The sequence below is a fragment of the Mesorhizobium sp. WSM4310 genome, assembly GCF_007003935.1.
Taxonomy (GTDB): Bacteria; Pseudomonadota; Alphaproteobacteria; order Rhizobiales; family Rhizobiaceae; genus Mesorhizobium.
In genome coordinates this window covers 128913-154983 of the sequence record NZ_VFTA01000014.1, presented here as the reverse complement: position 1 = coordinate 154983, position 26071 = coordinate 128913, and the positions used below count along the sequence as shown (strand labels likewise).

Below are 26071 nucleotides of genomic sequence, written 5' to 3'. Positions count from 1 at the left end.
GCGAGTGTCTCGCTTGCTGGCGGCGATCTGCGCGGCTGCGCGGCGAAAGGGCGGGATCGGTTAGCCGCATCCACCTCTGAGCGCTTTGAGTGCTTCGTTGCCGATCGATGCGAATCTCCCGGCCCAGCGCCTTTAGGCAATGCGGCGGGCACGGAGCTCATGTCACTCGGCTCAGTTCCACCGTTACACGAGGATAGGCGACCGGATGGCGGCACGCTGATGGGCTCTGACGATAATTTTGACATCGTTGTCGTTGGAGCCGGCCCGGTCGGCCTTTCGTTCGCTGCGTCGCTTGCCCAAAGCGAACTCAAGGTGGCAGTTGTTGAACAGAACACATTCGATAGTCTGGCGAATCCGGCTTTCGATGGTCGCGAAATCGCGCTGACCAACGCTTCGATCAGAACCCTTCGCGAGCTCGGCGCCTGGGATGTCATCCCGGCTTCGGACAAATCAGCACTTCAAGGCGCGCGCGTGCTCAACGGCTCGAGCGCATTCGCTCTTCGTTTCGATCCTCCCAGCAACTCTGGAGAACCGCTGGGGGTTTTGGTTCCAAATTGCCGGATCCGCGAGGCGCTGTTCAAAATCGTCCGCTTGCAGGATCGCGCCCGGCTGTTGTGCGGCCACTCGGTCGTCGATGCAACAAACAGCCAAGAAGGAGCAGTCGTAACGCTCTCTAATGGCGCGCGTTTAACTGCTCGGCTGGTTGTTGCCGCGGATTCGCGTTTGTCCGCCACGCGTGATCTGCTAGGCATCGGCGCCGATATCAACCGGCTTGGCCACTCGATGCTGATTTGCCGAGTGAGGCACGAGCGCGCCCACCACCAGATCGCCATCGAATGGTTCGATCACCATCAGACGATAGCGATATTGCCCCTCGCGGAGGGCATGTCGTCGCTGCTGCTCACATTGCGCTCAAACGAGGCCTATAGACTGCTTGCCTTCGATGATGATTTGTTCCTGTCGGAGTTGACGAAACGGTGTCGAGGGCGCCTTGGAAAAATGACCTTGGCAAGCAAGCGCCACACCTATCCGCTGGTCACGACCTGGGCGCACAAATTCCGGGCGCCGAGCGCCGCACTCATCGGCGACGCTGCCATCGGCATGCACCCGGTGACCGCTCACGGATTCAACATCGGTCTCAGCAGCCAGAAGCAACTCGCCCGTGGAATCATGACTGCGTGCCGCGACGGCCGCAATGTTGGCGACCCCGACATGCTGCATATATACGAAAGGCGGCTGCGCCTGTCGGCGGCGCCGCTCTACCATGCAACGAACATATTGGTTGGACTCTACTCCAGAGACCACCTGGCGGCACGGCTTGCAAGGCATCTGGGGCTTCGCTTTGCCCAACATGTTCCCCTTGTCCGGCATGGGATTTCGGCGGAGCTCCAGCGGTGATACTGCACCAGCAGTCGCATTTTTGCGCGTGCTGGGCGAGCGATGAGAGAGTGCATGATGCACCGGAGTAATCCTGCTCCCCGACGCTGATCTCCGATTGAAGAATTAACCCGTCCTTCAGGGGGGCTGCATAGGCTGCGGACAAGCAGGAGTAAGCAAGCTGACCCGTCCAGCCTTGGAAAAAGAAGATCCGCTGGAGGCGAGAATCCTTCAGGACCAGCTCGCTGATCTGAGGGCAGGCCTTTTCGTCTCAATGCCGATAAGCATTGTGCTGTCCGGGCTGATTTTGACCGTGCAGGCCCTTTCCGGGAACGGTCTTGCTGGCGCGGCCTGGTTTTCGGTCGTTAATGCGATAAATGCCGCCCGCCTTGCACTCGCCCGTCATCAGCTGAAGGAACCCGGAGTCCAGGATGATCTGACACGGGTTTGGCTGCGGCTTCGCTGGTTTGGCAGGCTTGCTCTTCTGGCGGGATTCACCTGGTCATTCCTTGCCGTCCTAACGGCTGGATACACGACGTCTCAAGCATCGCTGCATCTAATAATTCTGGCGGGCATTTCAGCTGGCGCGGTCACGTACGGCAGCTCATATGCTGCGGCAGCGATATGCTTCATCACACCGCCACTCCTCATTGCCGCCGCATGTTTGCTGACGAAGGGAGCCCCGGAAAACTACATTCTGGCTTTTGCCGTCCTGCTTTTCGAGGGCGGCCTGGTTCGATCCTCGTTCGTTGGACAAGCGCGCTTCCGTGACGCGAGCCGCCTGAGACATCAAGCCGAGCGGCTTGCCGCGGAAATGGAGCGCAATTCCAGGGAGGACCATCTTACCGCGCTCCTCAACAGGCGGGGCCTCGAACATGCAATCGATCAGTTTGAGAACACCGATGGACCCTTTGTGGCCATGCTGATTGATCTGGACGGGTTCAAATCTGTCAACGATACCTACGGTCACAGAACGGGTGACGAGCTGCTTGCCAGGATCGCCCGCCGAATAGAGGAAGAAGCACCGGAGGGCTCAACGCTCGCCCGCATCGGTGGGGATGAATTCGTGCTGGTTTTTTCTTCGCGAAAGAATTCTCCTTCTCCCACCAATCTCGCGTCCAATCTCATAGCCAAGCTTGCTCGCCCCTATCCTGGGATCGCATCAGTCCGCATTGGAGCGTCTATAGGAATCTACTTGGCTGAAAACCCCGGACTAACGGAAATGTTGTTGCGGGCCGACATCGCCCTTTACACAGCTAAGCGCCGCGGCAGGAATGAATTTTGTCTGTTCGATGCCGAGCTAGCCCGGGAGTTGCAACGCCGCCAGTCAATCGAACGCGATCTTCATTCGGCGATAACGATGAGAAGCTTGGTCGCTTGGTTTCAGCCAATCGTAAGACTCGAAACTGAAGCCGTCGTCAGTTTTGAAGCCTTGCTAAGATGGTCTCACCCGCTTCACGGTCCCATTTCTCCGCCCGAGATCATGACAGCGGCACGCGAAACTGGAATGCTTCAGCTGCTAACTCAAACGGTATTCGCCGACTGTTGCGCTCTTATCGAGGGCTTGGTCAAAGCTGACCGTCGTGATGTTCGTGTGGCGATGAATGTTTCACCGTGCGAGTTGGAAGCTGGCGATATTGACGAGATGATTCTTAATGGTCTGGCGGCAAAAGACCTCCCTGCAACGATGTTCGACATCGAGATTACCGAAGAAGCCCCAGTGGATCCGGACAGAGTGGATGAAAAGCTCGCCCGGCTTTCACATGCTGGCATTTCTATCGCGCTCGATGACTTCGGCACCGGTTTTTCGACGTTGGCATCGCTCAAGGACAGTCGGATCAGGAAGGTGAAAATAGATCAGGGCTTCGTTCGCGGCTTAGCCAAGTCCCGGGAGAATCGGCTGCTTGTCAAAGCGGTGATTGATCTTGGTAGGACGCTCGGGATCGAGGTCATGGCCGAGGGCGTTGAAACAGAGGCAGATCGGCAAACTCTGTACAAGCTTGGCTGCAGAACCGCGCAGGGCTTCCTGTTCTCTAAGGCAGTGCCTCTCCATTTGGCACTTGATTCGGTAGTAAAAGAGCACGCGAAGGAGTTGTGACCGGCCTCTCCGTCCGTGCTGCTCGCGGAACTTTCATGTGGGGTGGACCTGACGCGCGAAAGCCGTTTCGGACGGTAGAGTTATTACGGGGGCGAAACTGAGCACGTGGTTTGGATAGCAGCAATCCGGTCCACCGGCGCACATGCAGCGGCTTCATACAAGCGTTCAAGTTGCGAGATGAGCTTGAGTGAACGACGTCGGAGAATTGCGTCCTTTGGACGCTGGTTTCGCGGTTCCCGTAGGATTCGATTACGGGAAGCGTTCTTGGCTGCTTCTCGGCTCAGCGCTCATCGGGATGAACAACGTACCCGCGGTCAAGGTCTTCGCGACCTCAACCCAGTCACCATCCCGCAACAGCAGCGGTCGGGTCCTGATCAAGCGCTCAGCCTCAGCACAGGTGCTGGAGCAACGGTAGAGCGCGGAAAACGTGTATCGGAATGCGCTGGCTCACCATAGGAAGCTGCCACGGCATGTCGAATGTCCCCAGGGGGCGGACCGTTCCCTTGCATTTGTCTCGATGACGGGCTCTCAAAGCTAAAGCCAAGAGAGCTTTATAAAAATCGCACCCGATCGGCTGCGCAACGACGACCAGCTGAGGCCCGATCGGGTGCTAAGGTCGTGCCAAAAAAGGCGCGTCACTGTCGCATTTCTAGCCGGCTTGCGATCGGACGTCATCTCTTGGCGATCGCTGCCCCTTCTCTCAAATGCGCTTAGCGGCGCCGATGGCGAATAGCGCAAGCTTTTCCACCCGTTTCTACTCCACTACCGAGACTCGTCACCAACCTCCTTTTATTCGCTTCCATATGGCCCATCCTGTCTCCAATCGAGGAGGAGCGCGAACATGGGCCAAGCCGTAGAACGTCTCAGTCTCGGGAATTCTTCTGCTCGCCAAACTGCCGTTGTCGCCGGCACCATATTTGGCAGGGTGACAGTGCACGACAAGATATCAGGCGTTCTTGTCTGGGCTGAACTATGCTTGCAAGCCATAACCCAAAAATCGCCGATCCCTTTGAATTCGAGCCGGATGAATGGGTGTTTCAAAATTTTTGGCGGTTTTAGGCAGAACCCTCCGATGGCCCGCGTACCGGTCAAGCTTCGTGAGCACTTTAGGTTCGTCGATCAGGCATAGGTTTCTTTCCCATGCCACATGCTGGCCGTTTGCCTAGTTCGGAAGCCCTCGAGAGGCGTTGCTCGTCTTGGTATGGCGTCGCCCCTTTTTCCGATCCATCGGCCACGGAGCTAGAATGGTGTCTAGCTGTTGCCGCCTACTTGGTCATCCGGCATGGAGATGCCTATATACCGACCTTCGAAAGGCTGGAATACGAGGTCGAACAAATGCGGCGGAAGCTCGGAAATCGCGAGCGAGCGCAGCGCGTGCTGGCCACGCTCAACCTAAATGGCTCGGACAGCTGGAGCCGTGAGGTTGGTTCTCAAGGCCTGGATGGCGCCGCAATCACATTCGCCCGGGCGGGGTAAAAGCGATTTTTTGGAGCCACTCGCGCTTTTGCGCTAACGAAGGTCCCGCGCCGTATTTGGGCCGGATCCATTTGTGGCCCATCAGAGAAGCAATTACCTTCTCCGGCGCCTCAACTGCCGTCAGCCGGTCCTCGAAAGTGTGTCGCAGGCTATAAAGACTATGCTCGGAAGTCGGCAGAAGTTCCTTGCTGGCGAGCACCTTGTTGACGAGCGCTGAAAGTGACGCGGCCTTGTCGCGATAACGAGGAAAGCCGTCCGGATGGAGCTTGATGGCTGCAAGTGCGCCGCCAACCAAGGGAATGTCACGGGCTGAATGACCGGTCTTCAAGCGACGGCCATTGGGGCGCACCCGCACATGCGGGATTTCTCGATCGAGGTGGATTGTTTCGGTGGTGAGGTTTGCCGCTTCAGAAAGCCTGAGTCCGGTATCGGCAATCACATAGATTAGATGGCGGGCTTCGTCATTGAGTCCGTCGAGCGCGCCTTCAGCGAGTATCTTCTCCTGAATGAACTCCGCTGTGAACGCAGCGCGTTGCCCGGGGACGGCGCCGGAAAGACGCAGGTTTCGAAAAACCGGCTCCAGCTTGAGCTGGTGAGTCAGATCGACGACGCGCAGCATTTTCGAAACATGGCCGATGTCCTTGTTGGCCGTACCGATATCAAGTCCATCCTCAACGATCCGCTTTTGCCACCACTCGCGGAACGCGATTGCGTCGTCCCGAGTGAGGCTTGCGATCTCCTTGTCGCCAATGACTCCAACCAGATTGGCAACTGCGCGCTTTTTGGGGTTACGCCATTTCTTGATTTGGTTGGGCGACATGGTCAGCAAGTTCTGTTGCTCGATCGTCTCGAATTCCTTGATAAGACCGCTCAGGCGGACCGCTGGCCGCTTCTCCCCACCCATGACGGCCGAGACGTCCTGCGCGTCCTCGATCGATTTTTTGTCGAGGAGCAGCTTGATACGGGCCATGAGTTCGTCGAGCGGCCCCGCTGCTAGTTCCTCGTTAGTGCGATAGGCCAATCCAAATGACCGCGCGCGCTTCCTCGCGGCTTCGAAACGCAGCCCCGCCTCGGCGGATTGGCCTTCCCGCAGTCTACGCCAATACGCCTCCAGCCCCGCGCCGAGGCTTTGCACTGCATCTCGCGCCCGTACACCGCGGGGATCGTCAGCCACGGCGACGCCCGTGGAAATGCGTACTAGGCAGCGGCGATCAAACGCCGCGAATTCCTTCGGCACCCTGCGGACGAGATACCAGATGCCTTCACGTTTATGCGGCTTTGGCGCTGCGGAACGTCGCATTATCTTTCTCTAATGTTACACAGTTTGTTACACAGTCTAAGATATGTTTCGCTTCGTGCTGGTCAAGCGCAACAAGGAAGCTTTTGAAAGGAAAGGATTTTTATGGAAGCTAAATGGCGGAGAGGGAGGGATTCGAACCCCCGATGGGCTTGCACCCATGCCGCATTTCGAGTGCGGTGCATTCGACCACTCTGCCACCTCTCCGCGGTCATGGTCGGCCGTTGCCGGCGCGGCGCACTAGATAACGGCTGAACGGGCAGGTTACAAGGCCAAATCCACCGATATTTGGCTTGTCATCCAGCCTGCCGGACAAGCGGCTGAAACAGGGCAGGTCTTTGCAGGCGAGCCGATGCGGTTTCATGGGCCAACCTCGCATCCTCGCCGCCAGGCGACGGCGACGCCGGGCGGTCATGTCGACATGCCTGGTCCTTGCCGGCCAATGACGGTCCCGGCAACGGCTGTTGCCTTGACTCCGACGCAACCTTCGGTTAGGGACAGCGCGCAATCGGCGTGGAGGGTTCTTCCGCGCCGCTTGTTTTTTGAACCCGCAGACTGACAAAAAGACGGCCGATTCGCCTCAGGCGGTTCATCAAGGCCGACCGAACAGCGAAAGGCAAAAAATGTTCGCAGTCATTAAAACGGGCGGTAAGCAGTATCGCGTTGCCGCCAACGATCTCCTGAAGATCGAAAAAGTCGAAGCCAATGTCGGCGATATCGTCGAGATCGGCCACGTGCTCGCGCATGGCGAGGGCGAGAATGTCACGTTCGGCGCGCCGTTCGTCGATGGCGCTCTGGTCACGGCCGAAGTCGTCGAGCAGGGCAAGAACCGCACGGTCATCGCTTTCAAGAAGCGCCGCCGCCAGAACTCGCGCCGCAAGATCGGCCATCGCCAGCTTTTGACCACCGTGCGGATCGCCGAGATCCTGCTGGGTGGCGCCAAGCCGGCCAAGAAGGCCGCCGTGAAGGCGGAAGCCAAGGCCGAGGTTGCTGCCGACGCCGCGCCGAAGGAGGCCAAGGCCAAGAAGGAAGCCGCCCCCAAGGCGGAAGTGACGGCCGAGACGGCCGCCGCGCCGCTGTTCAAGGCGCCGAAGGGCGAGCCGGACGACCTGACCGTGATCAAGGGCATCGGCCCGGTCGCCGCCAAGGACCTCAACGAGCAGGGCATCATCACCTTCGCGCAACTCGCCAAGCTGACCGACAAGGATGTCGCCAAGATCGACGAGCACATGCCGTTCAGCGCCGACCAGATCAAGGACTGGCGCGAGCAGGCCAAGGAACTGGCGAAGAAGTAATTTTTCCGGCGAAACATCCGCCGGATCGGACTTGAAACGGAACGCGAACGCGTTCATAAGGCCTTTTAGGCGCCTTGCGGCGCAACGGAGTTAGTTAGATGGCACACAAGAAAGCTGGCGGCTCGTCGCGCAACGGTCGCGACTCGCATTCCAAGCGTCTGGGCGTGAAGAAGTTCGGCGGCGAAGCCGTCATCCCGGGCAACATCATCATTCGTCAACGCGGCACCACGTGGCATCCCGGCGTCAATGTCGGCATGGGCACGGACCATACGCTTTTCGCGCTCGAATCAGGCGCGGTCACCTTCAACAAGAAAGCCAACGGCCGAACCTACGTATCGGTCAATCCGATCGCCAAAGCCGCGGAGTAGCCGGTTCCGCACTAGAACACCGGCACCCATCTCGGGAACCGGTGTCTGGCAACGCCAGGAAAAGGATCAGGGGAGATGGGTTTCCATCTCCCCTTTTTCTTGTGCCTGGAGGACTTTGAAATGGTTGCCGAAGCGGAAGACTCAGAAGACGAAAGTTACGCGATAGACTGCCCGGTGCTGGCCACCGAGCGGCTGGTGATGCGGGCGCCGCGCGAGAGCGACATCGCGCAACTGGTCGAGCTTGCCGACAACCGTCACGTCGCCGAGATGCTGGCGCGCATGCCGCACCCCTATGGTGAGACCGAGGCCCGCGCATTCCTGGCCATGACACGGTCGCGCCGCGCCGGCATCGCCTACGCCTTGACGCTGGCCGGCACCGACACGTTCGTCGGCTGCGCGGGGCTCAACACCACCGATCGCGGGCTGGAGCTCGGCTACTGGATCGGCGAACCCTACTGGAAGCGCGGCTATGCGACGGAAGCCGCCCACGCGCTGGTCGACCTCGCCTTCCAGCAGACGTCGGTCCAGGTGCTGCATGCCTCGACGCGGGTCATCAATCCGGCCTCGCGCCGGGTCATCCACAAGTGCGGCTTCCAGTATGCCGGGCAGGGCATGCTGAATTCGATCGTCGCCGGCCAGGTGCCGGTCGAGCGTTACAGGCTCGACAGGAAGACGTGGATCAGCCTGCGCAACTGGGTGCATTTTTGATGTGTGCTGATATTCAGGTGAGGCCGGCCTGCGAATGGCGGCTTCCTGCGCTTCCGGTGCTCACGTACTTTAAGTACGCTCCGCTCCGGTTCTCGGAAGCCACCACTCTCGGCGCGGCCTGACCTGAATCTCAACACACATCGGAGCGAGGCCGAAGACTGAATCAGGCCAGTTCGGCCCACACCGGCAGGTGGTCCGAACCGGTCGCCTGCCGGTCGACCCACAGGCGCTGCAGCGATCTGGCCAGCGATGCGCTGGTGAAGACGTAGTCGATGCGCTTGTGGCGGCTGGTGTTGGTAGGATCCTTGGGGTCGACCCAGCTGGCGAGATCGTCGCCGGTGACATCGAGGCGCACGGCGGCGTCAACGGCGAAGTCGGCGGTCAGCGGCATGCCGAATTCATGGTCCGGCCGGCCGGCGAGTTCGACATATTCGGGCGAGCCGGCCAGCATGTTGAAATCGCCCATGGCGACAAAGGCCTCGGGATGGGGCAGTTCCGGCAGGCCGATCTCGGCGACGCCGGACAATGCGCCGCCTTCGAGCGCATAGTTCAACAGGCGCCGGCGCAGGAACTGGATCTGCCTGGCGCGTTCGACCGGGCTGCGGTGATCGAGATGGATGGAATAGAAACGGATGAAACCAAGCGGCGTCTCGATCAGCGCCTCCAGCGCGCCGCGCTGGAAATTCATCATCTCGAAGCTGCGGCTGCGCGGCAAAAGCAGGTTGCGCGACAGATGAATGGGCGTCTTCGACAGCATCATGTTGCCGAGCTGGAAGGTGGTGGTGATGGCGCGGCCGTTCTCGATGCGCGAGCCGATATTGGCCTCGAAATTGCTGCCATAGACGGCGAAATAGTCGGGCAGCGCCTCGCCGATCTCGGCGACCATGTCGCGCCCGCCGTTCCTTGGATTGTTGCGGGTGACCTCCTGCAGCGCGATCACATCCGCGCCGCGCACCGTGTCGGCAATGCGGGCGACATCGTATTGTCCATCAAGGCCGATGCCGTACTGGATGTTGTAGGTTACAAGCTTCATGCCGACATGTCTCCGGCCGACCCCACGCGGCCAATGTCACAAAACGGCCTCGCCCTTGGCCGCGCCTTGGTTTAGAGCAAGGCCCAAGGTTTAGAGCAATGCCGCAAGGCCAATAAAAGAAACTGCAATCCCATGAAATTTCTCGATCAAGCCAAGGTCTATGTCCGCTCGGGTGACGGGGGCGCCGGTTCGGTGTCGTTCCGGCGCGAGAAATTCATCGAGTTCGGCGGGCCGGACGGCGGCGATGGCGGCCGCGGCGGCGATGTCTGGCTGGAAGCGGTCGACGGGCTGAACACGCTGATCGATTATCGCTACCAGCAGCATTTCAAGGCCAAGACCGGCGTCCACGGCATGGGCCGCAACATGACCGGCGCCAAGGGCGCCGACGTGACGCTGAAGGTGCCGGCCGGAACGCAGGTGTTCGAGGAAGACAATGAGACGCTGATCTGCGACCTCACCGTGGTCGGCCAGCGCTTCCTGCTCGCCAAGGGCGGCAATGGCGGCTTCGGCAACCAGCATTTCAAGACCTCGACCAACCAGGCGCCGCGCCGCGCCAATCCCGGCCTTCCCGGCGAAGAACTCAACATCTGGCTGCGGCTGAAGCTGATCGCCGATGCCGGGCTGGTCGGGCTGCCCAATGCCGGCAAGTCGACCTTCCTGGCCGCCGTCACCGCGGCCAAGCCGAAGATCGCCGATTATCCCTTCACGACGCTGCATCCCGGCCTCGGCGTCGCGCGCATCGATGCGCGCGAATTCGTCATTGCCGACATTCCGGGCCTCATCGAGGGCGCGCATGAGGGCGTCGGCATCGGCGACCGTTTCCTCGGCCATGTCGAGCGCACGCGCGTGCTGTTGCACCTGGTTTCGGCGCAGGAGGAAAATCCGGGCAAGGCCTACAAGACCGTGCGCGTCGAGCTCGAGGCCTATGGCCACGGCCTGACCGAAAAGGTCGAGGTCCTGGCGCTCAGCCAGGTCGACACGCTCGATGCCGATGAACGCAAGAAGAAGGTCGCCTCGCTGAAGCGCGCCGCGGGCCGGGCGCCGATGCTGCTGTCCGCCGTCACCGGCGAAGGCGTGGAGGCGGTGCTTCGGGCGCTGATGGCCGTCGTTGCCGAGGCGCGGGCGCAGATTGCCGCGCCGGTCGAGACGCGCTGGGAAAAGTAAGGCCATGCAGTCGCTGAAAAAATACCGGCGCATCACCGTCAAGATCGGCTCGGCGCTGCTCGTCGACCGGGCGAGCGGCCTGAAGCGCGACTGGCTGGACTCGCTCGCCGACGACATCGCGGTGCTTGCCCAGGGTGGCGCCGAAATCCTCGTCGTCTCCTCCGGCGCCATTGCGCTTGGCCGCACCATCCTTGGCCTCGGCAAGCGGGCGCTGAAGCTCGAGGAAAGCCAGGCGGCGGCGGCGGTCGGGCAGATCGCGCTCGCCGGCGCCTGGTCGGATGCGCTCGGCAGGGGCGCGCTGAAATCGGGCCAGATTCTTCTGACGCTTGGCGACACCGAGGAGCGCCGCCGCTATCTCAATGCGCGGGCGACGATCTCGACATTGCTCAAGATGAAGGCGGTGCCGGTCATCAACGAGAACGATACGGTGGCCACCTCAGAAATCCGCTATGGCGACAATGACCGGCTGGCCGCGCGCGTTGCCACCATGATGGGCGCCGACCTTCTGGTGCTGCTTTCCGACATTGACGGGCTCTACACAGCGCCGCCGGTGCGCGACCCCCAAGCCAAGTTCATTCCGGTGGTCGACCGCATCACATCAGACATCGAGGCGATGGCGGGGGCTGCCGCCTCCGAACTGTCGCGCGGCGGCATGCGAACCAAGCTCGATGCCGGCAAGATCGCCACCGCCGCCGGCACGGCGATGATCATCACCTCGGGCACGCGGCTGTCGCCGCTGATGGCGATCGAGCGCGGAGAACGCGCGACCTTCTTCCGGCCGAGCGCCAATCCGGTCAAGGGCTACAAGACCTGGATCGCCGGCCAGCTCGAACCGGCCGGCCGGCTGACGGTCGACGCCGGCGCCGTCGGTGCGCTGGCATCGGGCAAATCGCTGCTGCCGGCCGGCGTCAAACTGGTCAGCGGCAATTTTTCGCGCGGCGATACGGTGGCGATCCTGTCGCCCGAGGGCCGCGAGATCGCGCGCGGGCTGGTTGCCTATGATGCCGCCGATGCCGTAAGGATCGCAGGCCTGAAGACGGCCGAGATCGAAACCGTGCTCGGTTACGAAGCGCGTTCGGCGATGATCCACCGCGATGATCTCGTGGTGAGTCACGCGGGAGGCGACATAAGCGGAGGATGAGCCATGCTGAAGCTGCATGAAAAATCCGGGGATGACACCGTGGCGCTGATGGCCGATATCGGCCGCCGCGCCCACGCCGCCGCCCGACCGCTGGCCATCGCCGCCACCGCCGCCAAGAACGCCGCGCTGCTTGCCATGGCAGAGGCGATCGTCGCCGGGCAACAGGACATCCTCGACGCCAACGCCATCGACATCTCGAATGGCCAGGAGTCAGGGCTTTCCGCCTCCTTCATGGACCGGCTGAAGCTCAATCCGGCGCGCATCCGTGCCATGGCCGACGGCATCCGCGAAATCGCTGAACTCAACGATCCGGTCGGCGACGTGATCGCCGCATGGGAACGGCCGAATGGCCTGCGGATCGAGCGCGTACGGACGCCGCTCGGCGTCGTCGGCGTCATCTATGAGAGCCGCCCGAACGTGACGGCCGATGCCGGTGCGCTCTGCCTCAAGGCAGGCAATCCGGTGATCCTGCGCGGCGGTTCGGATTCGCTCAATTCGTCCGCTGCCATCCATGCCTGCCTGGTCGAGGGCCTGAAGGCCGCCGGCCTGCCGGATGACGCCATCCAACTGGTGCCGACCACCGATCGCGCCGCCGTCGGCGAGATGCTGAAGGGGCTCGATGGTGCGCTCGACGTCATCATCCCGCGCGGCGGCAAAAGCCTGGTCGGGCGGGTGCAGAGCGAGGCGCGCGTGCCGGTCTTCGCCCATCTCGAAGGCATCTGCCACCTCTACATCGACCGCTCCGCCGACCTCGACATGGCGGTCAAGATCGCCGTCAACGCCAAGATGCGGCGCACCGGCGTCTGCGGCGCGGCCGAGACGCTGCTGGTCGACCGCGCGGTGGCGTCCACGCATCTGGTGCCGATCCTCGATGCGCTCCGCGCCGCCGGCTGCGAGATCCATGCCGATCAAGAGGTGCTGAAGGTGTTTTTCGACGCCAAGCCGGCGACCGATGCCGACTGGGTGACCGAATATCTCGACGCCATCATCGCGGTGAAGCTGGTCGACGGCATCGGTGGCGCGATCGAGCATATCGAGACCTTCTCCTCGCATCACACCGAGGCGATTATCGCCGAGGATCCGAAAGCCGTGGAGCGGTTCTTCAACGAGATCGATTCGGCGATCCTGCTGCACAATGCCTCGACGCAGTTCGCCGATGGCGGCGAGTTCGGCATGGGCGCCGAGATCGGCATCGCCACCGGCAAGATGCATGCGCGCGGGCCGGTCGGCGTCGAGCAGCTGACCTCGTTCAAATATCGCGTGCGCGGGTCGGGACAGGTGAGGCCTTGACGTTTTTCGTTATCAGAGCCTGAGGCGATGCTGGCATCTTCCGGACCGCCAGTGCACTCCGCCTACCTGAAAATGCCGCATGCCGAGAAAGGCCTGGCCGTCGGCCTGTTCGGCGGCTCGTTCAATCCGCCGCATGCAGGCCATGCACTGGTCGCCGAGATCGCGCTGAGGCGCCTGGCGCTCGACCAGCTGTGGTGGATGGTGACGCCGGGCAATCCGCTGAAGAGCACGCGGGAATTGGCGCCGCTGGCCGAGCGGCTGCAACTGTCCGAGCAGATCGCCAAGAACCCGAAGATCAAGATCACCGCCTTCGAGGCGGCGCATCATGTGCGCTACACCGCCGACACGCTGGCGCTGGTCAAGGCGCGCAATCCGGGTGTCGACTTCGTCTGGATCATGGGCGCGGACAGTCTGCGCGATTTCCACCACTGGCAGCGCTGGCGCGAGATCGTGCTGACCTTCCCCATCGCGGTCATCGACCGGCCGGGCGCGACGCTGTCGTTCCTGTCGTCGGTGGTCGCCAAGACCTTCGATTATGCCCGCATCGACGAAGGCGACGCGCCGCTGCTCGCCCACATGAAGGCGCCGGCCTGGACCTTCATCCACGGCCCGCGCTCATCGCTGTCGTCAAGCGCGATCCGCAAGATGGCGAAGGGGTAGGGCTTGCACGGATCTTCCTTCTTCCCTTGCGGGAGAAGGAAGATCGCTGATGTCGTTTTTGCAGGGGCTTTTCGCCGCCGAATGGGCGATCGTGTCTGAACATGGCCACTCCCGTGAAGCACCATACCAAAATCGAACCGGAGCATGGCAGCGCGCCGACGCCGCTGATCGCGATCGCCAGTGTCATCGTGTCGATGGCGCTGATCGCCATCGGCAACGGGCTGATGTTTGCCTACATCCCGGTCCGGCTCGGCGTCGAAAGCTTCGATCCGACCTGGGCCGGGCTGATCGTCACCGGCCTGTCGGCCGGCGGTCTTGCCGGCTGCATCCTGACCGGGCCGCTGGTGCGCAGGGTCGGCCATGCCCGCGCCTTCATGGTGCTGTCGGCGCTGATCGCGCTGTCCAACGCGGCCATCGGCGCCGGTCCGCATCCCGTGCTGTGGATCGGCGCGCGCGCTCTCTACGGCTTTGCCATATGCGGCCTGTTCATCGTCGCGCAGAGCTGGCTGAACGATGCCGTGGCCAACACCATACGCGGCCGGGTGATGGCCTTTTTCTACGTCGCCTATGTCGCCGGGCTCGGCGTCGGCTATGCGACGCTGGCGCTGGTCGACATCAAAACCGCGGAAGCGCCGTTGATCGGCATTGCCTTCACCGCTTTGTCGATCCTGCCCGTCGGCATGACACGGCTGGCGCAGCCACCGGCGCCGCAGGCCGCCTCCGTGGCGCTGCGCCGGGCATGGCGGATTTCGCCGGTCGGCGTTGCCGGCATGCTGGCGGTCGGCGGCCTGTCGATGTCGATTTCAGGTTTTGCGCCGATCCATGCCACGGCCAAGGGCTACAGCCAGGCCGATGTGGCGTTGCTGCTTTCGGTGATGCCGCTCGGCACATTGATCCTGCAGCTTCCCTTCGGCTGGATTTCCGACCGCACCGATCGCCGTTACGTGCTGATCGGGGCATCCGCGCTGGCCGCGGTGGCCGGCATGTTCGCGCTCGGTTTCGACGGCGGCGCGCTGCCGGCGCTGCTGTTGATCTATGTCTTGTGGGACGGCGCCTCGGAATCGATCTATTCGCTGTCCAGCGCGCACGCCGCCGACCGGGCCGTTAAGGACGATATGGTGGCGCTGTCCAGCTCGCTCCTGTTCGCCTGGTCGCTGGCCGGGTTCGTGGTGCCGGGTATCGTCACGGCGCTGTCGGCCGTCTTCGGCACGCAGGCCTTCATCTATGTTACTGTCGTCATCGCCTGCGCCTTCTGCCTGTTCGTGCTGTTGCGTGTGTTCACCACACAGGCGGTACCCGCCACCGACACCGGCAGCTTCGCGCCGATGACGGCACAGGCGCCGCTGCCGGTCGAACTCGCTTATGCGCCGGACGAGACCGCAGGCCGGACCAAGGACTGAACCGGTTTCCTTCGCACGGCCGGGGGGAAAAGCGCTCTGGACGCCTCGCGGCTGCTTACTGCTTACGGGTCTCTTGTGCAGGCGCTTCCGGCGGCGGCAGCGGGATGGAGATGCCCTCGCTGTCGAAAGCCTGCTTTGCGCGCTTCGTCATGTCGATATTCGTGGAGAAATAGTCGGCCGCCGAGGTCCAATAGCGCAAGGTAAGCGAAACGGTCGTATCACCGAGGCTGGCCACGAAGGCGATCGGCGCCGGTTCACGACGGATGCGCTTGTCGGCACCGGCAAGGGCAAGCAATGTCTTCTGGGCGCCGTCGATGTCGTTCCACGAGCCGATGCTCAGGCTGATGTCGGAGCGGCGCACCCCGTTGCGCGAAAAGTTGCGGACCGGCTGGTTCCACAGCGTCGAATTGGGCGCCAGTATGTAGACGCCGTCGGCGGTCCTGAGCCTGGTGGCGAACAGACCGATTTCCTCGATCGACCCTGAAATGGCGCCGACCTCGACGGATTCGCCGATGCGGAACGGCCGCAGCGCCAGAAGCATGATGCCGGCGGCGATGTTCTGCAGCGTGCCTTGCAGCGCCAGGCCGATGGCCAGGCCGATGGCACCGATCGCGGCGATGATCGAGGCTGTCTGCACGCCGAACTGGCCGAGCACCATGATGACGACCAGGATCAGGATGGCGTAGCGGACGATCTTGGAAAAGAAATGCCGCAGCGTCGCGTCGAAACCGTGGATATGGCCGAGGCCGGCAAAGATCGAGCGCTCGGCGAGGCCGGCGACGATATAGCCGACCACCAGCAGGATGATAGCGCCGATGGCCGAGAAGGAATAGGAGACAATCAGCGTACTGAGCTGCGCCAGGCCGGCCTGGACTGTGAGAAGCGTGTTTTGTGGGTCGATCGGCATGACGGGTTTCCGGTTGGTCGGTCAGCCGATAACCCATGCCAGACGCCAGGGTTCCGATCTTTTTTGCGCCCCGCATGGAACAGGCTGGCAATCGGCGAGTTCGCGTCAGTTGTGACTGCGTCTTGAAACTGCAACGGAACTCTGCCTATCTAAGTGGTGTCACCTGCTTTTGGGGTGATTTGGTTGTTCTTGCTGCGAAAGGAAATACACTGAGAACAGCACTGCGGAAGAAGGCCGACATCGTGCCTTCGCCGGCCGGGATCAGCGTAAACGACGCCGTGTCCCGCGCCATCAACACAGTCCTTGCCAGTCTGGAAGACTCCAAGGCCGAAAACATCGTCTCAATCGACATTCAGGGGAAATCGAGCCTCGGCGACTACATGGTCGTCGCGTCGGGCCGATCGCACCGTCATGTCTCGGCTGTCGCCGACCATCTCCTCAAGGCGCTCAAGGATGCCGGCCTCGGCACGGCGCGCGTCGAGGGGCTGTCCGGCGCCGACTGGGTCCTGATCGATTCGGGCGACATCATCGTCCACGTCTTCCGCCCCGAAGTCCGCGAATTCTACAATCTCGAAAAGATGTGGCAGGCGCCGGATCTCGAGGAAGAGACCCTCCACTAAGCCGCCTTTGTTTTGATGCATGTCATTGCCCCAAGACCGCTTCCCACTTTTGGGTGACATGCATTAGCGGCTTATAGAGGCGAGGATGAAGATTTCAGTTCATGCCGTGGGCCGAATGAAAGCCGGCCCCGAGCGGGAGTTGGCCGACCGCTATTTCGAGCGCTTCGCCAAGAGCGGGCCGGCGGTCGGGCTTGAATTTGCCGGGATAACCGAGATCACCGAGGGCCGGGCGCAGAGCGCTATCGAGCGCCAGCGCGACGAAGGCTCCCGACTGCAGGCGCAGCTGCAGCCGGGCACGGCGCTGATCCTGCTCGATGAGCGCGGCAAGAGCCTTTCCTCGCAGGATTTAGCCAATCGCATCGGGCAGTTGCGCGACGGTGGGCGCAAGGCGCTGGTTCTGGCCATAGGGGGCGCCGACGGCCACGATCCACCGCTGCGCGACCAGGCCGATCTGGTGCTGTCGTTCGGTGCGCTGACCTGGCCGCATCAGCTGGTGCGGGTGATGCTGGGGGAGCAACTCTACCGAGTGGCGACGATCCTTTCCGGCCACCCCTATCATCGCGCGTGAGCCTGCCGCTAGAGTTGCAATCAGCAGTGATTCGTCGCCCATTGCCCGGATTTCCGCCCCAATGCCGAGCTAGATTGAGAATCTGTGGTTTTGATGCATGTCGTTGCCCAAAACGGGGACCACTTGGGGCAACATCCATTCGGGGACGGGCTGGTCAAACATGGTTGATGGTTCGTTAACGAAGCCGCGGATAGTATAGATCGCGAATGTCTGAGGGCTGGAAATCGACAACGGGCCCGACAGGGGGCTCCTGGCGCGCGCGCTGCGGCATGGCTGCGGTGGCGATGTTCCTGTCGCTCCACTCGGCGCGGGCCGAAAACACGCTCGACATGGCGCCCGATCCGGACCAGAGCCGCGCCGAGTACGAGCAGGTTTCCAAGGAAATAACGCTGTCGTCCGAACGGCTTGCCAAGCTCGCCGCCGATATCGCCGCGGTCAAGAAGGACCATGCCTCGATTACCGCCGCGCTGATCCAGTCGGCGATGACCGAGCAGAAGCTTGGCCAGGACATCGAGGATATCGGCGCCAAGCTGGAAGGGCTGAAGAACCAGCAACAGAAAATCCGCGGCTCGCTCATGGCGCGACGCGATGTGCTGGCCGAAGTGCTGGGCGCGCTGCAGCGCATGGGGCTCAACCCGCCGCCGGCGATCCTGGTCAAGCCGGAGGACGCGCTGTCGTCGGTGCGCAGCGCCATCCTGCTCGGCGCCGTGGTGCCGGAATTGCGCCAGCAGACCGACAGCCTGCTGGCCGACCTCAAGGAGCAGACCCGGGTGACGGCCTCGATCGAGGCCGAGCGGGCGCGGCTGACGGACGCTGTCGGCGAGCAGGTGGCGGAAAAGAAGCGGCTCGGCATGCTGCTGGAAGCCAAGCAGAAGCTCGAGGCCGATACGCAGGCGCAAATGGCGGCCGAACAGCAGCGTTCCGCGCAGTTGGCGGCCAAGGCCTCCAGCCTGAAGGACCTGATCGCCTCGCTCGAAGCGCAGGCCGACAAGGCCCGCAAGGCCGCGGATGCCGCAAAGGCAGCCGCCGCGGGCCAGCCGGGTGACGTTCAGACGGACAGCGACAAAACGGCATCGTTGGCGTCGCTGCCGGTTCCCGAAGGCAACCGGCTCACCGCGACCGCGCCCTTTTCGGCGCTGCAGGGGCAGATCGCGCTGCCGGTCACCGGCCGCATCAAACGCCGGTTTGGCGCGGACGACGGTAATGGCGCGGTGATGCTTGGCGACATGCTTGCGACACAATCGGGAGCCATCGTCACCGCTCCGGCGGATGGGAATGTGCTTTATGCGGGGCCGTTTCGCTCCTATGGTCAACTCTTGATCCTCAATGCTGGCGACGGTTATCATGTCGTTCTGGCGGGGATGAGCAGAATCAGCGTCGTGACTGGCCAGTCAGTGCTCGCAGGAGAGCCGGTCGGTGCGATGGGAGAGGCCCGGGTGGCAAGCACCTCGGTCTCGAAGAATGGAAATGCCACGCCGGAACTCTACGTCGAGTTCCGCAAGGATGGAAAACCCGTCGATCCGACCCCATGGTGGGCGGACCGTTTTTCTGGAAGGACGTGAAATGATGCGGAAACTGTCGCTTCTGTTTGCCGGTGCGCTGATGGGCGCATCCGCCATGAGCCTTGTCTATGGTGCTCCTGGCTCGTCGGCGAACGCTGCGGGATCGGAGACCTACAAGCAGCTGGCGATCTTCGGCGACATCTTCGAGCGGGTGCGGGCACAATATGTCACGCCGCCCGACGACAAGTCGCTGGTCGAGAACGCCATTAACGGCATGCTTTCCTCTCTCGATCCGCACTCCTCCTACATGAATGCCGAACAGGCGCAGGATATGCGCGTGCAGACCAAGGGCGAGTTCGGCGGCCTCGGCATCGAGGTCACCATGGAGAATGACCTGGTCAAGGTGATCACGCCGATCGACGATACGCCGGCCGCCAAGGCTGGCGTGCTGGCTGGCGACTACATCGCCAAGATCGACGGCGAAGAGGTTCGCGGCCTGACGCTCAACGACGCGGTCGAAAAGATGCGTGGCCTGGTCAACACGCCGATCAAGCTCACCATCCTGCGCCAGGGCGCCGACAAGCCGATCGAGCTGACGGTGGTGCGCGACATCATCAAGGTCAAGGCGGTCAAGTTCCGGGTCGAGAACGACATCGGCTACATGAAGATCACCTCCTTCACCGAAAAGACCTATGACGACCTCGAGAACGCCATCGAGACCATCAAGAAGCAGGTGCCGGACGACAAGCTCAAGGGTTATGTGCTCGACCTGCGCCTCAATCCGGGTGGCCTGCTCGACCAGGCGGTGAGCGTGTCTGACGCCTTCCTGAAGCGCGGCGAGATCGTCTCGACGCGCGGCCGCGATCCGAAGGACGTCACCCGCTTCGACGCCAAGCCGAAGCAGACCGACGACATCAACGGCAAGCCGATGATCGTGCTCGTCAATGGCGGCTCGGCCAGTGCGTCCGAAATCGTCGCCGGCGCGCTGCAGGATCTGCGCCGCGTCACGGTGGTGGGCACGCAGTCCTTCGGCAAGGGTTCGGTGCAGACCATCATTCCGCTCGGCGAGAATGGCGCGCTCAGGCTGACGACGGCGCTCTATTACACGCCGTCAGGCAAGTCGATCCAGGGCAAGGGTATTACGCCCGACATCAAGGTCGACCAGCCGCTGCCGCCGGAACTGCAGGGTAGGGACCTGACGCGCGGCGAATCCGATCTCAAGGGCCACATCAAGGGCGCCGACGAGAGCGCGACCGGCTCGGGCTCGGCCGCCTATGTGCCGCCGGATCCGAAGGACGATCTGCAGCTGATCTTTGCCGAGAAGCTGCTGCGCGGCGAGAAGACCGATCCGGCCTTCCCGCCCAATCCGGAAAAGGCCGTGCTCAACCAGTAATGGTTTGGTCGGCCGGGTCTGGCCGCCCGAACGAAGCAATGCGATGCTGCCGGGACCGAAAGGTTCCGGCAGTTTGATTCGGGGAGGCAAGATCAAGCCTCCGGATGCGGCGCCAGGGGCGCCAGGGTTGATGAATTCGCGCATGTCGTCGAAGGGATCGCCTTCGCAACCATGCGTCCGGGGACAGGGCTTGGCTGATATCGGCAAGGACATCGAACGCCCGCTTGGACAGTCGCTCCGGGCGCCGCGCGCTGCCCGCAAGGTCAGCACTGGCGTGGTCGCGTCGACCGTTGTCGTGCTGGCGCTGGTCGGCGTCTCGGCCGCGATCGCGCTCAGGGAAAAGCCGTTTCGCAAGCCGCAAGAGGTCGCCGTTTCGACGCCGAAAGTGACTGCCGCGGGCCCACCCGCCGCCGCGCCATCCGCTCTGGCCCCGGTCGCGGCGCCAAAGGTTGAAGCGCCGTCCAAGACCGGTGGTCCCCAGATCATCCATGTGCAGAAGGAGGAGGGCGATGGTCCTCCGCAGGCGGCCATCGTCATCCGCGATCCGTCTGGTATCGGGCAGAACCTGAAGATCGCGCATCTTCCCGACAAGGCGCTGATCGAAGCCAGCGACGCCGGACCCTTGCCGATACGCTCCGCCGATGGAAGGCGGCCGTTCGATGTCTATGCACGGCCGTGGTCCGGGGCGCGCGGCGCGCGGGTGGCGATCGTCATCGGTGGGTTGGCGGTCTCGCAGACCGGCACCCAGGCTGCGATCGCCAAGCTGCCGCCGGAAGTGACGCTCGCCTTCGCGCCGCAAGGCAACAGCATCGGCCGCTGGATGCAGGCCGCCCGGCAGAGCGGCCACGAGATCGTCATGCAGGTGCCGCTCGAACCGTTCGACTATCCCAACGTCAATCCCGGCCGCAACACGCTGACCGTGGCGGCGAGCGCCGAGGAGAACCTCAAGGATTTGCACTGGGCGCTGTCGCGCACGACGAACTATACCGGCGTCATGAACTATATGGGCGCGCGTTTCTCCGCCGACCCGGCGGCGATGGAGCCATTCATGGCCGAACTCGGCAAACGGGGTCTCGCCTATATAGACGACGGCTCGTCGGCGCGCAGTCTGGCGCCCGACCTGGCGCTGAAGGACGGCGTGCCCTTCGTCGCCGGCGATACGGCGATCGACGCCGTGCAGGATCGCGGCGCCATCCTGAAGAAACTCGACGGTCTCGAAGCCACGGCGCGGGCCAAGGGCACTGCCGTCGGCATCGGCTCGGCCTTTGATCTCACGGTCGACATCGTCTCATCCTGGATTGCCGAGGCCAGGAAGCGCGGCATCGAGATCGTGCCGATTTCTGCGGTGGCGATCGATCCACAAAAGGGTTAGCCATCGCAAGATGGCTGGAGAGACTGACTGATGCCGAAGACGAAAATGGTCGACCGCGAAACGCTGCCCTACCGTCCCTGTGTCGGGCTGATGATCCTCAATGGCGAGGGCCTGGTCTGGGTCGGGCATCGCATTGCCGAGCCCGACAGCGAATTTGCCGGTACGACGCAGCTATGGCAAATGCCGCAAGGCGGCATCGACAAGGGTGAGGAACCGTTGCAGGCGGCCGAGCGCGAGCTTTATGAGGAGACCGGCATGCGCAGCGTCTCGCTGCTCGCCGAAGCGCCGGACTGGATCAATTACGACCTGCCGGACCATCTCGTCGGCATTGCCTTCAAGGGCCGGTACCGCGGCCAGACGCAGAAATGGTTCGCCTTCCGCTTCCATGGCGAGAGCAGCGAAATCCAGATCAATCCGCCGCCCGGCGGCCACACCGCCGAATTCGACAAATGGTCGTGGCGGACGATGCAGGACCTGCCCGACCTGATCGTGCCGTTCAAGCGCAAGGTCTATGAAGACGTGGTGGCGGCGTTCAGCCATCTGGCGCGGTAATCGCGCGTCGAGGTTGCCGCGTTGGTGCGAGGGTCGTATTGATGGCCGATGCAATGAGGGTCGCCATGAACGACGCCGTCAACCGGTCCGCTGCGAAAACCGTCACCGGTTGGCCGGTCAGCGAAGCGGCGGCCGGAGCGATCCTGACGATCGATCTCGGCGCGGTCCGTGAAAACTACCGGCGGCTGAAGGCGCGGCTGGGCGGCGTGGCCTGCGCCGGCGTGGTCAAGGCCAATGGCTACGGCCTCGGCGCGGCCCAGGTGGCTGCGGCCCTGATCCGGGAAGGCTGCGACATCTTCTTTGTCGCGCTCCTGGCCGAAGGCGTTGCGCTGCGCAAGACGATCGGAACCGGACCGCACATCTACGTGCTGAACGGGCTGCCGCCGGGCTCCGAGCCGGAAGCGGTGGCGGCCGGGCTCTGCGCGGTCATCAACAGTGGCGCGCAGTTGAAAGCCTGGCGCGCGGCGGCGCACGATGCCGGTCGCCGGCTGCCGGCGGCCATCCAGGTCGACAGCGGCATGTCTCGGCTCGGCTTGGCGCCGACCGAGGTCGAGGCGCTGGGCGGGGATAGCAGTGCGTTCGACGGCATCGACGTTAGATATGTCATGAGTCACCTGGCCTGCGCCGACGAACCGCGCCATCCGGCCAACGAACAGCAAAGGCTGGCCTTTGAACGGCTGCGCGCCATGCTGCCTGAGGCGCCCGCCTCGCTCGCCAATTCTTCCGGCATCTTTCTCGGGCCGTCCTATCATCACGATCTCGCTCGGCCGGGAGCGGCGCTCTACGGCATCAACCCGACGCCCGGCGAGCCCAATCCGATGCTGCCCGTGGTGTGGCTGCAGGCCAAGGTGGCGCAGACGCGCCGCGTCGAAAAGGGCGCCGGCATCGGCTATGGCCACAGCTATCACGCGGACGCTCCGCTGGGCCTGGCGACGATTTCGTTCGGCTATGCGGATGGCTGGCTGCGCCGCTCCGCTTCGGCGGGCTGGTTCGAGGGCGTGCGCCTGCCTTTCCTCGGGCGTGTGTCGATGGATTCGATCATTCTCGACATATCGGCCCTGCCGCCCGGCAGGCTGCGCGAGGGCGATCTGGTCGAGTTGCTCGGTCCCTCGCAGAGCGTCGACGACGCCGCCGGCCATGCCGGCACCATCGGCTATGAAATCCTGGCCAGTTTCGGCCCGCGCTTTCACCGCCGCTATGTCGGCGGTTGAGCGGTTTGGCCGCGCTTGACAAGCGTGCGCCTGTCGGCAAGGTTCGGGGCATGAGCAACCTCGCCTACACCAGAACCTTGTTCAGGGTCTGCCCGATCGCGGGATCGTAGCCCCGGCGCGGCCGCCTTCCGGCGTCCGTCCGTATCGGGGCATCCATACATCCAAAACCGCCATCAAGCCGTACAGCCCTTCGCGGCTGCCGGCCTTTCATCACGCCGCCGTCAGTGCGGTGGCAAGCGCGCATCCATTCGATGCGCCGATCCAAGAGGTTTGCCATGCAATATGCAACAGGACTGCGTCCGCCAAGCCGGATTCTGATCAGCGACACCGACCATGACAGGTTGACCGGCCTGGCGAGAGCCTTGCTCGACCGCGCCCCGGAGACGGCCGAGGAACTGCTCCTCGAAATGGACCGCGCCGTCGTCACGGAGGCCGCAGCGATGCCGCCCGACGTGGTGCGTATGGGGTCGATCGTGACGGTCCGCGGCGAAGCCGGGGAGACCCAGCGCATCATGCTGGTCTATCCCGGCGAAGCCGACATTGCCGAAAACAAGATCTCGGTGCTGACGCCGATGGGAACGGCGCTCATCGGAGCGGCGATCGGGCAGGCGGTGTGCTGGAGCAGTCGTGGCGGCCGTGAACTGTCGGTGACAGTCGAGGCCGTCGACACGCCGGCCTCCGGCGCGCAGCGGCGCTGATCGTGGAGGCGGTGATGAAAAGCACGAATTGCTGCCTGACTACGAAGGACCGCGCCGTCCTCGAAATCATGCTGGAGCGCCGGCGGGCATTCGCGGACCCGATCGTGCAGATGCTCGAACACAAGCTCTCAAGCGCTGATGTTGTCCCGATCGATTCGGTCGGCCCCGATATCGTCACGCTGAACAGCAGGGTGGTGTTCAGCGTCGATGCCGGTCACGCCGAGACGCGCACCCTGGTGCAGAACGAGGTGCGCGGACCGGTGGGCTCCAGCCTGTCGGTGGCAACCAGGCGTGGGCTGTGCATGCTTGGCATGGCGCAGGGCCAAGCGGCTTCGATCGAGCATGCCGACGGCCGGCGGGAGTCGATCCTGATCAAGGCCGTGCTCTACCAGCCGGAGGCTGCCCGGCGCGCGGTCAGGCAGAAAGACCGGACCGACGGGCGGCGACCGCACGGGCTCACTCTCGTCTACAGCGCCGCGGACAATTGGCGACCTCTTGGCGAGACGGCCGGAATGCGGCAGACAGAAGATGACGACCCCGGTCCCTCGGCGGCGTGAATGGGCAACAGCGCACGGTTCTCGAAAATCGGCATCGATTTTCATTTGGGATCATGCGCAAATCGAGAAATGCGGTGGCGTCCACGGGCGTCCTGAGGACGCGCGGCGCGGCAAGGAGTGAACGATGCAGATCATGGTGCTGGGCGGCGGCGTCATCGGGGTGACCACGGCCTATTATCTTGCCGAGGCCGGTCACGAGGTGACGGTGCTCGACCGCCAGAAAGGCCCGGCGCTGGAAACCAGTTTCGCCAATGCCGGCGAGATTTCGCCCGGCTATGCCTCGCCCTGGGCCGGGCCCGGCATTCCGCTGAAGGCGATCAAATGGCTGTTGATGAAGCATGGCCCGCTGGTGGTGCGGCCGGCCTTCGATCCGCACATGTGGACCTGGCTGGTCAAGATGCTGCGCAACTGCACCGCGGAGCGCTATGCCCTCAACAAGTCGCGCATGGTGCCGCTGGCCGAATACAGCCGCGACACGCTGAAGGCGCTGCGCGAGGCGACCGGCATCACCTATGACGAGCGCAGCCGGGGCACGCTGCAGCTGTTTCGCACGCAAAAACAGCTCGACGGCACCGGTGGCGATGTCGATGTGCTGAAGAAATATGGCGTGCCCTACGAGATCCTCGACCAGGACGGCTGCATCGCGGCGGAGCCGGCGCTGGCCGGCGTGCGCGAGAAATTCGTCGGCGGGCTCAGGCTGCCGCATGACGAGACCGGCGACTGCAAGATGTTCACCGAGAAACTGGCCGAGCTCTGCGTGGCGCGCGGCGTCAAGTTCGAATACGACACGACGATCTGGCGCGTCCTGCGCAGCCGCAACCGCATTGCCAATATCAGCACCAGCAAGGGGTTCAAGGCCTCCGAAGCCTATGTGATGGCGCTGGGCAGCTACTCGGCCGGCTTCATGCGCCGGATGAAGCGGTCGGTCCCGGTCTATCCGGTCAAGGGCTATTCGATCACCGTGCCGATCAAGGATGCCGCCCTGGCGCCGGTGTCGACAGTGATGGACGAAACCTACAAGGTGGCGATCACCCGGCTGGGCGACCGCATCCGCGTCGGCGGTACGGCCGAGATTTCAGGCTTCGATCTCAGGCTGCACGAATCGCGGCGGCGCACGCTCGAACATTCGGTCGGCGATCTCTTTCCGGGCGCCGGCGCCATGCGCGAGGCGACCTTCTGGTGCGGCCTGCGGCCGATGACGCCGGACGGGCCGCCGCTGATCGGCCGCACCGAGCTTTCCAATCTCTTCCTCAACACCGGCCATGGCACGCTCGGTTGGACCATGGCGTGCGGCTCTGCCAAGGTGCTGGCCGACATCATGTCGAACAAGGTGCCCGACATCGATGCCCGAGCGCTGGCTCAGGAGCGCTACCTGAAATAGGCG

Annotated in this window: 23 protein-coding genes and 1 tRNA gene; 20 read left to right on the top strand and 4 right to left on the bottom strand. The window is 63.1% G+C overall.

Annotated elements, in window-relative coordinates; translation table 11 throughout:
• The first annotated feature begins 216 nt into the window (after positions 1-216).
• Both ubiM and FJV80_RS17340 read left to right on the top strand, forming a co-directional pair.
• Positions 217-1398: a 5-demethoxyubiquinol-8 5-hydroxylase UbiM gene (gene ubiM, locus FJV80_RS17345; protein ID WP_024502870.1), complete on the top strand. Its 1182-nt coding sequence runs from the start codon at positions 217-219 to the stop codon at positions 1396-1398.
• 175 nt (positions 1399-1573) lie between these two features.
• On the top strand, positions 1574-3475 hold the full coding sequence (locus FJV80_RS17340; protein ID WP_082826564.1) for an EAL domain-containing protein: 1902 nt from the start codon (positions 1574-1576) through the stop codon (positions 3473-3475).
• A gap of 1453 nt (positions 3476-4928) precedes the next feature.
• On the opposite strand, the gene FJV80_RS17335 is transcribed toward FJV80_RS17340, so the two are convergent.
• The gene (locus FJV80_RS17335; protein ID WP_063169217.1) at positions 4929-6251 is read right to left on the bottom strand and encodes an integrase; all 1323 of its coding nucleotides are present in this window, start codon (positions 6249-6251) and stop codon (positions 4929-4931) included.
• 114 nt (positions 6252-6365) lie between these two features.
• Positions 6366-6455: transfer RNA gene (locus FJV80_RS17330), tRNA-Ser, on the bottom strand.
• A gap of 416 nt (positions 6456-6871) precedes the next feature.
• Here FJV80_RS17330 and FJV80_RS17325 point away from each other — a divergent pair.
• From FJV80_RS17325 to FJV80_RS17315, 3 genes are all read left to right on the top strand, one after another.
• Positions 6872-7543, top strand: a complete 672-nt coding sequence (locus tag FJV80_RS17325; RefSeq protein ID WP_095772323.1) for a 50S ribosomal protein L21 — start codon at positions 6872-6874, stop codon at positions 7541-7543.
• A gap of 98 nt (positions 7544-7641) precedes the next feature.
• On the top strand, positions 7642-7911 hold the full coding sequence (gene rpmA, locus FJV80_RS17320; RefSeq protein ID WP_095771984.1) for a 50S ribosomal protein L27: 270 nt from the start codon (positions 7642-7644) through the stop codon (positions 7909-7911).
• A 120-nt stretch (positions 7912-8031) separates the two neighbouring features.
• Positions 8032-8619, top strand: coding sequence for a GNAT family protein (locus tag FJV80_RS17315; protein ID WP_185975227.1), 588 nt, complete (start codon positions 8032-8034; stop codon positions 8617-8619).
• A gap of 163 nt (positions 8620-8782) precedes the next feature.
• On the opposite strand, the gene FJV80_RS17310 is transcribed toward FJV80_RS17315, so the two are convergent.
• Positions 8783-9652 (bottom strand): endonuclease/exonuclease/phosphatase family protein, encoded by an 870-nt coding sequence (locus tag FJV80_RS17310; protein WP_142877020.1) that lies wholly within the window; start codon positions 9650-9652, stop codon positions 8783-8785.
• A 132-nt stretch (positions 9653-9784) separates the two neighbouring features.
• Here FJV80_RS17310 and obgE point away from each other — a divergent pair, with 132 nt between their 5' ends.
• The 5 genes from obgE to FJV80_RS17285 all read left to right on the top strand — a co-directional run bounded on the left by obgE (position 9785) and on the right by FJV80_RS17285 (position 15307).
• Positions 9785-10816, top strand: a complete 1032-nt coding sequence (gene obgE / locus FJV80_RS17305) for a GTPase ObgE (protein ID WP_142877019.1) — start codon at positions 9785-9787, stop codon at positions 10814-10816.
• 4 nt (positions 10817-10820) lie between these two features.
• The gene (proB, locus tag FJV80_RS17300) at positions 10821-11957 is read left to right on the top strand and encodes a glutamate 5-kinase (RefSeq protein ID WP_095771988.1); all 1137 of its coding nucleotides are present in this window, start codon (positions 10821-10823) and stop codon (positions 11955-11957) included.
• Between the two features lie 3 nt (positions 11958-11960).
• Positions 11961-13247 (top strand): glutamate-5-semialdehyde dehydrogenase, encoded by a 1287-nt coding sequence (locus FJV80_RS17295; RefSeq protein ID WP_142877018.1) that lies wholly within the window; start codon positions 11961-11963, stop codon positions 13245-13247.
• Between the two features lie 72 nt (positions 13248-13319).
• A complete protein-coding gene (locus FJV80_RS17290) occupies positions 13320-13907 on the top strand; it encodes a nicotinate-nucleotide adenylyltransferase (RefSeq protein ID WP_095789941.1) in 588 nt (195 codons plus the stop codon).
• Positions 13908-14008: 101 nt separating this feature from the next.
• Positions 14009-15307, top strand: a complete 1299-nt coding sequence (locus tag FJV80_RS17285; protein ID WP_142877017.1) for an MFS transporter — start codon at positions 14009-14011, stop codon at positions 15305-15307.
• Between the two features lie 55 nt (positions 15308-15362).
• Here the strand turns inward: FJV80_RS17285 and FJV80_RS17280 are convergent, their stop codons facing one another.
• On the bottom strand, positions 15363-16214 hold the full coding sequence (locus FJV80_RS17280; protein ID WP_095771992.1) for a mechanosensitive ion channel domain-containing protein: 852 nt from the start codon (positions 16212-16214) through the stop codon (positions 15363-15365).
• Positions 16215-16456: 242 nt separating this feature from the next.
• Between FJV80_RS17280 and rsfS the strand changes: the two genes are divergently transcribed.
• From rsfS to FJV80_RS17230, 10 genes are all read left to right on the top strand, one after another.
• Complete coding sequence (gene rsfS / locus FJV80_RS17275; RefSeq protein ID WP_010912111.1) at positions 16457-16834, top strand: ribosome silencing factor; 378 nt, start codon at positions 16457-16459, stop codon at positions 16832-16834.
• Positions 16835-16919: 85 nt separating this feature from the next.
• The gene (gene rlmH, locus FJV80_RS17270) at positions 16920-17402 is read left to right on the top strand and encodes a 23S rRNA (pseudouridine(1915)-N(3))-methyltransferase RlmH (protein WP_095789939.1); all 483 of its coding nucleotides are present in this window, start codon (positions 16920-16922) and stop codon (positions 17400-17402) included.
• A gap of 206 nt (positions 17403-17608) precedes the next feature.
• The gene (locus FJV80_RS17265) at positions 17609-18964 is read left to right on the top strand and encodes a murein hydrolase activator EnvC (protein WP_142877016.1); all 1356 of its coding nucleotides are present in this window, start codon (positions 17609-17611) and stop codon (positions 18962-18964) included.
• A 1-nt stretch (position 18965) separates the two neighbouring features.
• Positions 18966-20297: a S41 family peptidase gene (locus tag FJV80_RS17260; protein ID WP_095771995.1), complete on the top strand. Its 1332-nt coding sequence runs from the start codon at positions 18966-18968 to the stop codon at positions 20295-20297.
• Positions 20298-20487: 190 nt separating this feature from the next.
• The gene (locus tag FJV80_RS17255; RefSeq protein ID WP_142877015.1) at positions 20488-21669 is read left to right on the top strand and encodes a divergent polysaccharide deacetylase family protein; all 1182 of its coding nucleotides are present in this window, start codon (positions 20488-20490) and stop codon (positions 21667-21669) included.
• A gap of 30 nt (positions 21670-21699) precedes the next feature.
• Positions 21700-22221 (top strand): RNA pyrophosphohydrolase, encoded by a 522-nt coding sequence (locus FJV80_RS17250; RefSeq protein WP_095789936.1) that lies wholly within the window; start codon positions 21700-21702, stop codon positions 22219-22221.
• 65 nt (positions 22222-22286) lie between these two features.
• Positions 22287-23432, top strand: a complete 1146-nt coding sequence (alr, locus tag FJV80_RS17245) for an alanine racemase (RefSeq protein WP_142877014.1) — start codon at positions 22287-22289, stop codon at positions 23430-23432.
• Positions 23433-23707: 275 nt separating this feature from the next.
• Complete coding sequence (gene rnk, locus FJV80_RS17240) at positions 23708-24130, top strand: nucleoside diphosphate kinase regulator (protein ID WP_142877013.1); 423 nt, start codon at positions 23708-23710, stop codon at positions 24128-24130.
• A 14-nt stretch (positions 24131-24144) separates the two neighbouring features.
• Entirely contained in the window at positions 24145-24687 is a 543-nt protein-coding gene (locus FJV80_RS17235) for a nucleoside-diphosphate kinase (RefSeq protein ID WP_142877012.1), read from the top strand.
• A 124-nt stretch (positions 24688-24811) separates the two neighbouring features.
• Positions 24812-26068, top strand: a complete 1257-nt coding sequence (locus FJV80_RS17230; protein ID WP_095771999.1) for a D-amino acid dehydrogenase — start codon at positions 24812-24814, stop codon at positions 26066-26068.
• The last annotated feature ends 3 nt before the right edge of the window (positions 26069-26071 follow it).